The organism is Vibrio phycocola, assembly GCF_053850235.1.
Genome location: NZ_JBSQDJ010000006.1, coordinates 390,664 through 403,221, shown reverse-complemented (window position 1 = coordinate 403,221; position 12,558 = coordinate 390,664). Strand labels below are relative to the sequence as shown.

The 12,558-nt window shown below is 42.3% G+C and carries 11 protein-coding genes; 6 read left to right on the top strand and 5 right to left on the bottom strand.

What is annotated here, in order from left to right:
- Positions 1–3 precede the first annotated feature (3 nt).
- The 5 genes from ACWU4D_RS10815 to hutX form a co-directional block, all read right to left on the bottom strand.
- Positions 4–732, bottom strand: a complete 729-nt coding sequence (locus ACWU4D_RS10815; RefSeq protein WP_456051434.1) for a transporter substrate-binding domain-containing protein — start codon at positions 730–732, stop codon at positions 4–6.
- 217 nt (positions 733–949) lie between these two features.
- Positions 950–2,740 (bottom strand): ABC transporter ATP-binding protein, encoded by a 1,791-nt coding sequence (locus ACWU4D_RS10810; protein WP_456051433.1) that lies wholly within the window; start codon positions 2,738–2,740, stop codon positions 950–952.
- A gap of 63 nt (positions 2,741–2,803) precedes the next feature.
- Entirely contained in the window at positions 2,804–4,948 is a 2,145-nt protein-coding gene (locus tag ACWU4D_RS10805; RefSeq protein ID WP_456051432.1) for a TonB-dependent hemoglobin/transferrin/lactoferrin family receptor, read from the bottom strand.
- A 120-nt stretch (positions 4,949–5,068) separates the two neighbouring features.
- Complete coding sequence (gene hutZ / locus ACWU4D_RS10800) at positions 5,069–5,596, bottom strand: heme utilization protein HutZ (protein WP_456051431.1); 528 nt, start codon at positions 5,594–5,596, stop codon at positions 5,069–5,071.
- Positions 5,586–6,077: a heme utilization cystosolic carrier protein HutX gene (gene hutX / locus ACWU4D_RS10795; RefSeq protein WP_456051538.1), complete on the bottom strand. Its 492-nt coding sequence runs from the start codon at positions 6,075–6,077 to the stop codon at positions 5,586–5,588. Before hutX ends, hutZ begins: the two co-directional genes overlap by 11 nt.
- A 477-nt stretch (positions 6,078–6,554) precedes the next feature.
- Here hutX and ACWU4D_RS10790 point away from each other — a divergent pair, with 477 nt between their 5' ends.
- From ACWU4D_RS10790 to ACWU4D_RS10765, 6 genes are all read left to right on the top strand, one after another.
- On the top strand, positions 6,555–7,388 hold the full coding sequence (locus ACWU4D_RS10790) for a heme/hemin ABC transporter substrate-binding protein (protein WP_456051430.1): 834 nt from the start codon (positions 6,555–6,557) through the stop codon (positions 7,386–7,388).
- 26 nt (positions 7,389–7,414) lie between these two features.
- A complete protein-coding gene (locus ACWU4D_RS10785) occupies positions 7,415–8,473 on the top strand; it encodes a FecCD family ABC transporter permease (protein WP_456051429.1) in 1,059 nt (352 codons plus the stop codon).
- Positions 8,470–9,243 carry a heme ABC transporter ATP-binding protein gene (locus ACWU4D_RS10780; protein WP_456051428.1) on the top strand — a complete coding sequence of 258 codons (774 nt, stop codon included), beginning with the start codon at positions 8,470–8,472 and terminating at the stop codon, positions 9,241–9,243. Before ACWU4D_RS10785 ends, ACWU4D_RS10780 begins: the two co-directional genes overlap by 4 nt.
- A gap of 469 nt (positions 9,244–9,712) precedes the next feature.
- A complete protein-coding gene (gene yiaK / locus ACWU4D_RS10775) occupies positions 9,713–10,714 on the top strand; it encodes a 3-dehydro-L-gulonate 2-dehydrogenase (protein ID WP_456051427.1) in 1,002 nt (333 codons plus the stop codon).
- 63 nt (positions 10,715–10,777) lie between these two features.
- On the top strand, positions 10,778–11,263 hold the full coding sequence (locus tag ACWU4D_RS10770; RefSeq protein WP_456051426.1) for a TRAP transporter small permease: 486 nt from the start codon (positions 10,778–10,780) through the stop codon (positions 11,261–11,263).
- Positions 11,260–12,540, top strand: coding sequence for a TRAP transporter large permease subunit (locus tag ACWU4D_RS10765; protein WP_456051425.1), 1,281 nt, complete (start codon positions 11,260–11,262; stop codon positions 12,538–12,540). Before ACWU4D_RS10770 ends, ACWU4D_RS10765 begins: the two co-directional genes overlap by 4 nt.
- The last annotated feature ends 18 nt before the right edge of the window (positions 12,541–12,558 follow it).

Below are 12,558 nucleotides of genomic sequence, written 5' to 3'. Positions count from 1 at the left end.
ACATTAAAAGTATTTGCCCCTGAGTTGTTGGTATTTTCCATTCTGTTTTATTATTCGTAAGCCATGGTTAAACATTGATAATATATTCTCACTTTGAGGATAAAACCTACTGAGACATAAATGGAGCTCATTGGAAGCCACATCATCTATATAAGTCACCTTCAGATTGTCTTCCTCGTTCATTTTTTTGGCTGTGTGCAACGTGGGGATTTCTGGGCCATAGAACACATCCACACCTCGATGCAAAACGCGAATTAATGCTGAACGTACGTCTTTTGAAGGCGTATAATCAACATGATGTGCACTAAGCTGATTTGTCGTTCCCCAACCATCAATCGTGGTCACACTATAGTTCGATAAATCAATCAAACTTTTAATACGATTTACATTCGTATCTTTTCGAGAAATGGCCGCTTGCCGTGTTGTACTAATAAAATCACTAAAGAGCATGTATTGCTCACGCCCTTCTCGCTTACTGCATGAAAGCGTACCGGCCACTTCGCCAACTTTCATTAGCTTCATAACTCGCTTCCAAGGAAGAACCTCGAAAGCGACCGTTTGCCCACTTTCTCGAAAAGCCGCTGTTACTACATCAATATCCATCCCAGATATTTCATTTTCGGTATTAATGATCATATAAGGAGGGTAATCGACGACATAAAACGTCAAAGGCTCTTGTGAAGAAACTAAACTGCTAAAAAGTAGAAAAATTAATAAACTATATTTACGCATTCTTTAACTCGCAGCATATTCATTATAAATTTACGTTAACTGTTTATGCCAATAAATACAACTTGGCTACTTAACAATAAGAGGTGCCAGACACCAAACTGTATGATTCAATTAACTCATTTAAATTGGCGTGTGAAATGCTGACTGTATTAGTGTGACCTCCTCCCAAAAAATAGGAATAGACCAATTGCTGGGAGGGTATTGATAGAGTGAAACCTTATACTTGAGCGCCATACAAGGTTTGATAAAGCCCATCTTGTGTCACAAGTTCGTGATGTCGCCCAGATTGAATTACTCTGCCATCTTCTAGCACATAAATAAGATCTGCCTGCTTCACAGCCGATAGACGATGGGCAACAATTAAGGTTGTACGCCCTACTAAAAATTCATCCAGTGCACGATGCAATTTCGATTCCGTTACGGTATCAAGTGCAGAGGTCGCTTCATCTAATATCACAAAGTCAGGTTCAGCGAGTACCATACGAGCGATCGCTAGGCGTTGTTTCTGTCCACCAGAAAGTGTCATGCCTTGTCGACCTAACTGAGTGTCAAGTTGGTAAGGAAGTTCTCTAACAAAGTCGTCAAGTTGAGCAATGCGCAGTGCATTCCACAAGGCTTGACCGTCGAAATTTTCTCCCAGAGAAAGGTTTTCCCTTAGCGTATCGTTAAAAATCATTGGGTGCTGTAACACAACCGCAAGCCTTTCTCTCAATGGTTCATAACCCACACTTTCTATCGCATGACCATTAACCAAAATTTCTCCCTCTGACTTTTGATATACCCCAAGCAGAAGTTGAATTAAGGTCGATTTTCCACCTCCAGAAGCTCCCACTAACGCAACGCGTCGACCTTTTGGAATCGTTAAGTTAAGCCCTTCAATCACGTTTCTTTCTGAGTTATAGGCAAAACCAATTTTCTGAAATTCCACATCAAAAGATTCGCCTTTGGTAAAAGGGTTTACCGTCGGCGTGTATGTTTTTTCCTCTTCCAACTGAAGAAGAGTATTCAGCCGTTTCATTGCAGCAGATGCGCTAAACCAAGAATATTGGATGCTAAGCAAATCTTGTATTGGTGAAAGCATGTACCAAAGGTAGCCAAATATCGCAAAAATCTGACCTACCGATAAATCCCCAAATAGCACCATGATCATGGCAACGGCTCGAAAGATCTCGAACCCAATTAAAAACAGTAAAAACGAAAGCCGATTGGCCGCATCCGATTGCCAAGCATAGTTGTCGGCATCGTGGCGAATATCATCGGCATCGACACGCAGCCGCCGCAGGTATTCCCGATCTCGATTCGATGCTCGAAGTTGATAAAGCCCATCTAATGTTTCAACCAAACGTTGCTGAAAACGCTCAAAAGAGCGATTCTCTTTCTTTTTCAGCTGCTTTACTTTCTGTCCCATCTTTTTCGACAAGTAAATGATGATTGGATTAAGCAACAAAATAAACAGAGCTAGCCGCCAATCAAGCCAGAATAAAACGATTGATATTCCAATTGTGGACAAAATACTGACCACAAAACGACTCAGCGTTGAGCCAATAAAATTGTCAACCGTTTCGATGTCAGTTACAAGGTGCGAAGTGAGTGAACCACTACCTTGTTGTTCATACTGACGCATACTGATTCGACCTAGCTTTTCAATCAGTACTTTGCGTAGTTCACAGGTTAAAGATTTAGAAATAAGCGTAAATTGACGGGTTTGTACGATGTTTAGCATCTGGCTTACTAGCCGCATTATGATGATGAAAACCAGTACAGCCCCAATATATCCGGCTGGAGTTTGGAGTGATTGTGGAAGTATAAAGTCTAATAATTCGATGCCGGTACTGGGTTTTTCTAACAATACTTCATCGACCAATACAGGCAATAGCATTGGAATAGGAACACTGATACATGCCGCCATTAAAGCAATAATATTCGCGACGACGAGCTTCCTTTTATGGGCGCGTACCTCTGTATAAAGCCATTGAATATTAATTTTTTCTAATAAGTTATTCGCCACGATTCTCATCCATAAAAAAGCCGCCTTAAAACTTCAGGCGGCAACAAGGTTACGGTGTATCAACTAGAATTGGTAGTCTACTGATACGCCCCAATTACGCCCTGGTTGGGAAACGCTGTCGATGCTGTTCAAGTTAAACCCTGAACCTGTTCGCCCAGAAAGGTCACTGTAAAGCCAATACTTTTCGTCGAACGCATTAAATAAACCAGCCGTAACGGTTAAATCATTCATCGGATGGTAGTATGCCGTTAGATCAACAGTGGTATAGCTCGGCGCGTCTACGTTCTCTTCTGATTGCCATTCATCTTTGGTCGCCACCCATTTAACATTTAACGCGGTACCATAAGACTCGCGGTCCAATCCGAAGCCAACGACGCTAGTCAAAGGTGCAACGGAATCAAGCGAGCTTTTCGTTTTCTTATCCTGCCCATCTAAATAGGCTACTGACAGTCGAGCGTAACTTCCTTCTGGTGCACTAAATGCTTGGTCTAATCGTAATTTAGAACTAAATTCAATGCCATAGATCTCAACTTCATCCAAGTTCATCTTAGTGTAAACGTCTCTTCCGCCATCTTGGCCTGTAATTTCTTGAGTAATGAAGTCGGTATAGTCATTATAAAAAGTTGCCACTTCAAAACTTGTTGAGTTGTATTCACCTCGAAGACCAAGTTCATACGCCGTACTTCTTTCTGCTTTTAAATCAGGGTTCGCTTCAAATACGGCACCTTGGTTATAGGAATAGTACAAGTCATAAACCGTTGGCGCTTTAAATCCTTGGCTAATTTGACCAAACAGAGACAGTTGCTGGTTAAGGTGATAAACCGACCCGAGTTTACCCGTTATTGCGCTGTCCTCATTTTTATCAAATTCAGTAGAGTAGCCAGCATCTGTCGACGGGTCAGCGGTAAATGAGTCGTAACGAAGACCGGCAGTTAACACTAATCTGTCATCCATTAAATACGCTTGGTCTTGAACAAAGACACCTAACTGAGTCACTGTAGCATCAGGAATCGATGTGCTTCCCGGACTCTCTGTCCCTAAATCATACAAATGGTCCGTATTATTAAGACTAAAATCATTTCCGACATAATTCGCCCCATAAGTAATTTCATGGGAAGAATTGGACGCGATAATCAATTTAGAAAGTTGAGCATTAAGTTGAATTGACTTATCTGATGAGTCTCTTTCTCTCATTCGGAAACCGTAAAGAGGCGTAGTGTCGTAATTTTTAGACGACGAGCGAGAATCTTGATAATCGATTGACCAATCTAGTGAATCTGCATAGGCACTGTTCATCAACATGTTATGTTCGAAGCCTATTCGGAAACGTTCATTCACATCTTCATTATAGTTATCAATGTAGGTAAATTGTGGACCTAGTGATACACCGTTGTAGTTCAACTCATCTTCATCATATTGGTGATTATAATACTCTAGCGTGACGCCAATTCGATGGGTGTCATTCACTTGATAAAATGCTTTACCAAGTAAATTACTTACTTGTTTATCCGCAGGGTTTGCCGCACCTCGTTCAGTGCCTTCTACGTCTAAACCTGAACTGTGAGTTTCTGTTTCATGCCCTTGTGAATAGGTCGCCATCAGAAGCGTTTCGAGTTTGTCTTTTCGCATTGCCCAACTAAGCGTGGTCTTAAACTCCTCACTCGCTGAAGCGTATCCCGTTTTAACGCCAAATCGATGTTCATTCTCATCAGTAATTAGGAGATCTTCTGGGTTTTTCGTGCGCATTAGCACCACTCCACCCAATGCATCTGAGCCATACAATGTGGAGGATGGACCTTTGTTCACTTCAATCGATTGCAAGGTATCAACTTCGATAGTATTCGGGTATTTACGTTGTTCTGTCGAGCCTGGGTTGTATGAACTCGGCTGTTGAACGCCATCCACCATCATTTTGACACGACTTTGTTCGACGCCACGAATGTTAATGCCAGAAATACCGAATCGTCCCGACCCGATAGCATCGACACCCGGAGAATACGTTAGCGCTTGTTTTAGATCTCCTGCTAAATTTTTATCTAATGTCTCAGAAGAAACGGTGGTAATAGACGATGACACATCTTTCTTAGTTTGTTCTGTGCGAGTCGCGGTTACCACAACCTCTTCTAAGGTAGACGTTTCAGCATTCACCATTGTGGGTAGCGCAAACAAACCACCGATCACAACAGCAATCTTTGTTTTATTGAACATTTTTAATTCCTTTATCCTTTTTTAGGCAAACAAATCCCTTAGATGAAAATAGTTCTTCATCCAATATCTTGATTTGTTTATTTTTTTTATAGTTGTCTAGTGATGACTAGACAGAAAGACTTAGCTGGCCTTTGTTATTTTTGTGTGGCCACGGTCTAAATGAACAAAACCCACCATATCGCTACCAGAAACATTAAACGCTTTACCAAAACCTTTGACAAAACGTCCTGAATCCGGAATAAGCTGATACATGTGAAAGTCGCCAAGTTCGCTCAAGTTGCTGACAATTTCGCCAAAACGCTGTTCTAATGCGTCAATCGCGATACGCCATTTAGAAGATTCTCGTTCAATATGATGAGCGGTCGTATCGAAAGTTAACCTTTTCCGAGCGTAGATACTTTTCGCACTCTGTTCATCTTCTATCATCATGATCGAAACCTGATTATTGAATTTTAGGTTTTGGCCATGCTTGGCGATATCACTCACCAAGATGTAGTAACCATCGGGTAGATAAACAAATGGCGTGTAACTGACATGAGGAAAACCCTCTGACGAAATTGTCGCCATCTGTACGGTTTGTTGTAGGCGACGAAACTCATCTATTTCTGGACCGATTTTGTTTTGAATTCTTACTTGTTTATTTTCCATCACTGAGTTCCTGCTTTAACGTTTGAAATAATTCGACTTGCTCGGGAATTAACTGGCGCTTTTTATCTCTTCCCAAGTAGACTTTAAAGACACATTGACCGTGGATATCGTAAAAGCCGATAAAATGGCTTTCCACACCCCGAAACGGTTTACTGACGAAAGCAATGTAGCTGACAAGGTCAATCTTCAGATGTCCATGAAGTTCACCATTGTTCCCGCCGACTAAGTTGTAATACCCATGGCCTAACTTTCCTTTTGGAAATGGCGCTTTTACTTCAAATATTGAACCCGCAGAGTGAATAATAGTCGTCACTGGGCCCCAGTCAGCCAACGTCTCAAGTATTAACTGACAATATTCTGAGTGAATACGAGTTACGTACTCTTGTGGCAAGGCTAACGTTACGCCACCTTCCGACATCCCTAACTTAATCGCGATTTCTGCCACTGAAAGAGCTGGCTGCTCTTCAACTAACTTTTCCACTGCGATTTTGCATTGCGCTGCGGTGAGTTCTACCACTGAGAAATTCTCCTTTACCAAGCTCTTGTTTTTTAACAAATATGTCAGTTATTGATTTAGAGAGGTGTTCTCAAATCAATAAACTCTATTGAAGTTCTTTTAAAAAAAAGCCTTCTAACCCTTACTAAACAAGGCATGAGCGACATTTTCCAGCATACTATCTTTTTCAAACTTAAATGTAAATGATAATTGATCTTATTATCATTCGCATTGTATTATGACAAAATACAGAGGAAGAGATACTGGGTCATAAGGTACAACTTGCTCAAATTGGTCAATGTTTATAAAAGCAGTCCTTATAGTGGTAAATGACTCACCCAATAAATCGCTAGGTATAATCGCTGATAAATCCGTATCGGCGTAAATGATTCTTAAACGGTTGGCTTTTCTCCAAATAACTCAAATAAATGCAATCAACATAATGATGGAAGAATCTCAATAATGAAAATTTTCACCTTAGTACTTTCCCTACTTCTTACTCACTACTCTGTGCAGGCCCACGAACGAATTATTAGCGCCGGTTCCGCAATCACAGAATTGGTATACGCACTGGGTGCAAGCGATCAATTGGTTGCGGTTGATGTGACAAGCAAACACTTTATAGAGGGAACTGAATTACCTCAGGTTGGCTATCACAGACAACTGTCCGCAGAAGGGCTACTCGCTCTCAATCCAAGTTATCTGATAGGCTCCTCTGAAATGGGTCCTCAGAGTACGATTAACACTCTAAAATCAAGCAATGTAGAGGTAACAGTTGTGCCTTCGGGAGACAGTATTGAGGACCTTTTTCAACGAATTGATGTGGTGGCAAAAATCACTGGCACCGAAGCCAATGCACCCGAATTAAAACAGACAATATCTGCACAACTTGATGAGCTTCATTCCCACACCTTAACTGACAAACCAAAAGTGATATTTTTAATGTTGAGTAAAGGCCGACCAGCCAACATAGGCGGAAAGGAAACAACGGTTGATACGATTATAACCCTATCTGGGGCCAACAACCCTGCCAGTGATTATGTTTCTTCATACAAGCCTGCATCGATGGAAGCAGTTGTAGAGATGCAGCCAGACTATCTATTAGTCAGCGACCGAGCATGGCACAGTTTAGGGGGAGAGAAAGGCATTTTAGACGCATTTCCTTTGCTGGCCGCGACCCCTTCGGCTACAGGCAACAAGATTATTCCAATTCCGAGTCATGCTCTTATCGGTGGATTTGGCTTAGAAAGTATTCAACTCTCTCAGCGCCTTGCAGAGCAATTTAGCCAACCTTAACCAGCAACGAGACACGACAAATAATCATGAAAAATATCGTATCAGGGCGGATGTCGACACGAGTTCTTTTCCTCGTTGGCTTGGTTTTGCTCTACTCTGCAATCGTCATTTCAGTCACGATTGGGCCGATGAACATCAGTTTCATTGATAGTATGCGCGCCATTTTACCCAATATAGTAACGTTTGATGAGCCCGTGGCTTCTCATGTCGAATTAGTGATTCAACAAATACGACTACCAAGAACATTATTGGCCATATCTGTAGGCGCGATTCTAGCGCTATGTGGCACAGTGATGCAGGGGTTATTTCGTAACTCCTTAGCCGATCCTGGCATTATTGGGGTGTCTTCTGGCGCTGCTTTGGGTGCTGCACTCGCCATTGTCGTTTTTGGTGGTTTGGCAGAACAATATCCCAACCTGCTGCTTTTTGGGACGGTACCTCTTTTGTCATTTGTAGGCGGCACTGTCACGACTCTTATCGTGTATCGACTTGGAACAAGCGCAGCAGGCACTTCAGTGACAATCATGCTACTCGCTGGGGTTGCGATCAGCGCCTTAGCAGGTGCCGGCCTTGGAGTCATGAACTATTTCGCCGATGACCAAGCTCTGCGCGATCTCTCTTTATGGACAATGGGCTCACTTGCAGGCGCAAACTGGGTGGGATTGATCCCAGCGTGGTCGACACTTCTTATTTTGTTCTTACTTTACTATCGTGATGCGAATAAATTGAATGTGCTGTTACTCGGTGAACCCGAAGCCAAACATATGGGCATTAACGTCCAAACCTTAAAACGTCGTTTAATTCTTCTGACTGCTGCGGGTGTTGGAATCACAGTATCATTATCAGGAATGATTGGCTTTGTCGGGCTCATCGTTCCTCATTTGGGTCGAATGCTCTGCGGTCCAAATCACCGCTCTCTTTTGCCTATCTCGATGATCATGGGTGGGTTGCTGTTACTCACCGCCGACATGATTGCAAGAACCGTAGTCGCACCACTGGATATGCCCGTCGGTATCGTCACTGCGCTGCTTGGCTCTCCATTTTTTATCTGGCTTCTTATTAAGCAAAAGGCTCGCATTTCATGAAAACCACCGCCTTATCAGTACAAAATCTCGATCTTCAGTTCGGTGACCGCATTGTTTTAGATAACGTATCAACACAGCTTTATTCTAATGAATTGACCATTTTATTGGGACCTAACGGCACAGGAAAAAGCAGCCTATTAAAACTTATGACCAAGGAATCGCCATCAAACGGGAAAATTGCTTATTTCCGAAAAAATGCCGAGCAATGGGATCGCGCCCAATTGGCGAAACAACTCGGTGTCTTACCTCAGTCGAGCAATTTATCGTTTAACTTTACCGTTCGTGAAGTCGTCGAATTGGGCGGTCTAACGCTGAGTGAATCTCAAAAGAAGATTTCTGAGATTGCTGAGTTTCACATGGTTAAAACCGATGTTATTCACCTTGCTGATAGACTCTACCCTAGCCTTTCAGGAGGCGAACGTCAGCGCGTTCATTTCGCCAGAGTCCTTACTCAACTAGCACAAAGTGGTGAAAATAAAATTTTGCTACTTGATGAACCGACCTCTGCTCTCGACCTCTCCCATCAACACAACACGTTGGCACTCGCCAAATCGCTCACGCAACAGGGGGCATCGGTTGTGATCGTGATGCATGATCTCAATCTCGCCGCGCAATATGCCGACAGAATTTTAATCCTCAATGAAGGAAAACTGGTGGCTGATGGCACACCATGGGAAACACTTACCAAAGAGGTCATTGGTTCAGTATACCAGTGGGAGGTTTCAATTATTGTTCACCCAGAACGCGGGCACCCTGTGATCTTGGCTTGAGTTTACCCATAGAGATAATGCAACTAAATCATTACCATACACCCTACGTCGCTAAATAAGTTACCGCCTTTTTACAATATCCAACTCTTCTTCTGCATGACGATGTGAAATAGGAGAAGAGTTGATTATCGCACCTCTCTTCGGGACACCTCCCTCCTTCATTTAAATCATCAATGATCAAAACACCTTAATAGTATTAATTCTAAAAATGAATTATTCGACTCAATCAATTCCACAATAAGAAATACCAGAATACTTATCCAACCTTTTGATTGATAACATTTTATTAACAACACCCAAAGAGAAAGTCTGTATTATTTGTTTGTTTTCAAACACTTACAGTTTACATTTAATTTTCCGTGCACACATCACAGAATAAACCATTAACAAATGCAAATAAAATGGAATTATAGATATAATAAATTCCACATTGCGAAACCATTAAGAAGCCCAGTAAAGGATAGAAAATATGCCATTAGTGTCACTTGAAAAATTACAATCTGAATATGAACGCGTTCTACTTGCTCGAGATATGAAGCCTGAAATGGCGACGCGTTTAGCCGCTGGATTTGTCGAAATGGCCAATGAAGGAACCTATTCACACGGAATCAATCGCTTTCCTGTTTTTATCGATCAAGTTGATAAAGGTCAGATAAAACTTAATGAAGTGCCTAAATGCGTAAACAGCATGGGTGCATTAGAGCAATGGGACTGTAACTTTGGCCCCGGTGTATTAAATGGCCTCATTTGTTCTGACCGTGCAATGGAGTTAGCGAAAGAGCATGGAATTGGCATGGTTGGCATGCGTAACTCTAACCATTGGATGCGTGGTGGTGCTTATGTATTGCGCATGGCACGAGAAGGTTTTGCGGGGATTGCATCAACAAACTCTATTGCTGTAATGCCAGCCTGGGGTGGGAAAGATCATCGTATTGGTTCAAATCCACTAATAATGGCAATTGCTGGAGATCCACCCGTCTTAGTCGACTGCTCTATGTCACAGTACTCTTATGGCCAACTGCAAAACTATGTACTTGCAGATAAAGAGCTACCTATTGAAGGTGGTTTTGATGACAACGGAGAACTAACCAAAGACCCACATATTCTTTGGGAAAATAAGCGTCTAGTTCCTATGGGCTTCTGGAAAGGATCATCAATGTCTATCGTATTAGATATGATGCTAACCGCTATTTGTGGTGGTAACTCTGTACCGGCATTAACAGAAGACATGGGTGGCGAATTTGGTATATCGCAATTTCTAATAGCCATTGATTTAAGTAAAACAATTGAGCCAACTCAGTTTTCCGCCGAAATGAAGCGAATCCGTGACTATGTATTAGCATCTGAACCAGCTGAAACAGGCTCAGTAAGGATTGCGGGTTCTGACATTGAAACCTTTATTACTAAACATAAAGAAGCAGGTGGCATTGAGGTTCATCAAGAAATCTGGTCACAAATCCAAGCACTGTAAGTTAGAGCGACGCACTATCTTAAAAAGTAGTGGCTTAAATGGCGAAAAGCTGAGGAGGACCCTGTGCGAAAAATATTAACCTGGATTTGGAATAGCATTGATATTTTGATGGCATTCATCTTAGCAGTAATGATTGCCCTTGTTTTTACAAATGTGGTCTTGCGTTATGGCTTTTCATCTAGCTTGCGCCCGTCGGTGGAATTATCTCGGTTGGGGCTTGTTTGGGTGGTTATGCTCGGTGCGGTAACCGTTTTACGTCGTGGTGAACATTTGGCTGTCGCCGAATTTTCAGAAAAATTATTACCACGTGCTGTGCCTTTTCTACGCCGTATCTGTTGGTTAGTTATCCTTATATCCGTCTCTTTATTATTTATTGGGTCTTTCCGTCAAATGATGGCCAATTGGAACAACATTTCACAGTTAACCGGCCTTCCTTCTGCATTATTTTATCTTGCAGGTGTGATTTCTGGGATCTTAATGGCCTTCGTTGCAGTCGTCAGAGTGATCAACCCAAATGCTCTAACATCTGACTTAGAGGATAGAACATGACTCTCGCAATCTTTCTTGTTGTATTAGTCGGCTCGATTCTTCTCGGGTTACCTGTTGCATTTGCATTATTACTTTCGTCAATGGCATTGATGCTACACATGGATCTGTTTAGTGCCAATATCATTGCTCAATCACTGATTAATGGCGTTGATAGTTTCCCACTTTTAGCGATTCCATTCTTTTTAGTTGCGGGCGAGGTAATGTCCTCTGGTGGTTTATCAGCAAGGATCGTTCGTCTCGCAACGACACTGGTTGGCCATCGCAAAGGTGGATTAGGTTACGTCGCGATTTTCACTTCTGTTTTGCTTGCCGGTTTATCTGGTTCTGCTGTAGCTGATGCTGCGGCCTTGGTGAGTATTTTGTACCCAATGATGAAAGCGGCCAAATACCCCGAAGGATCATCAATGGGATTACTCGCATCGGGCGGTATTATCGCACCTGTCATTCCTCCTTCACTTCCTTTAATTCTGGTTGGGGTTGCCGGTGGAATCTCGATTAAGAATCTATTTTTAGGCGGCATAGTACCCGGCATCATGATGGGTATGACCCTTGTCTTAGTTTGGTCTCTATTAGTTCGCAAAGAAGATCTTGATGTTGCTCCAAAGGCGAGTAGATCTGAAAAAATCGCTGCACTTAAAGATGGTATCTGGGCTTTATTCCTACCGATTATTATTATTGGTGGTATCCGCTTCGGTATATTCACGCCAACTGAAGCCGCTGTTGTTGCCGCGGTTTACGCCATTTTTGTATCGACATTTATTTACCGAGAAATATCTTGGAAAGGCTTCTACAACATACTGTTAACCGCAGGACGCTCAACGGCAATGGTCATGTTTTTAGTCGGCTGTGCAATGGTTGCTGCTTGGTTGATTACCGTTGCTCAACTCCCTCAACAATTGACAGAGCTACTCGGCCCTCTTGTTGAAAGCCCACGCCTATTAATGGCCGTAATTATGTTGTTGGTACTATGTGTTGGCATGGTAATGGACCTTAGCCCAACCATCTTAATCCTCGTCCCATTGCTCATGCCAATCATTAAAGTTGCAGGTATTGATCCAGTTTATTTTGGATTGATGTTTGTCATTAACTGTTCGATTGGATTAATAACGCCACCCGTTGGAACAGTGTTAAATGTGGTTTGTGGTGTCGGCCGCGTTCCAATGTCTGCCGCGGTTAGAGGTGTTTTACCCTTTATTTCAGCTTATCTCGTGCTATTGGCAATATTTATTGCCTTCCCTAGCATCATCATTGTGCCGATGCAATTTATCACCGGCTAAAACTAAGTTCTATATTTT

What these genes read in the sequence shown, in the direction of transcription:
- hutZ (WP_456051431.1), bottom strand. Translation starts at nt 5,596, where the DNA reads ATGGAAAATAAACAAGTAAGAATTCAAAACAAAATCGGTCCAGAAATA.
- ACWU4D_RS10765 (WP_456051425.1), top strand. Translation starts at nt 11,260, where the DNA reads ATGACTCTCGCAATCTTTCTTGTTGTATTAGTCGGCTCGATTCTTCTC.
- ACWU4D_RS10815 (WP_456051434.1), bottom strand. Translation starts at nt 732, where the DNA reads ATGCGTAAATATAGTTTATTAATTTTTCTACTTTTTAGCAGTTTAGTT.
- yiaK (WP_456051427.1), top strand. Translation starts at nt 9,713, where the DNA reads ATGCCATTAGTGTCACTTGAAAAATTACAATCTGAATATGAACGCGTT.
- ACWU4D_RS10785 (WP_456051429.1), top strand. Translation starts at nt 7,415, where the DNA reads ATGAAAAATATCGTATCAGGGCGGATGTCGACACGAGTTCTTTTCCTC.
- ACWU4D_RS10805 (WP_456051432.1), bottom strand. Translation starts at nt 4,948, where the DNA reads ATGTTCAATAAAACAAAGATTGCTGTTGTGATCGGTGGTTTGTTTGCG.
- ACWU4D_RS10790 (WP_456051430.1), top strand. Translation starts at nt 6,555, where the DNA reads ATGAAAATTTTCACCTTAGTACTTTCCCTACTTCTTACTCACTACTCT.
- ACWU4D_RS10780 (WP_456051428.1), top strand. Translation starts at nt 8,470, where the DNA reads ATGAAAACCACCGCCTTATCAGTACAAAATCTCGATCTTCAGTTCGGT.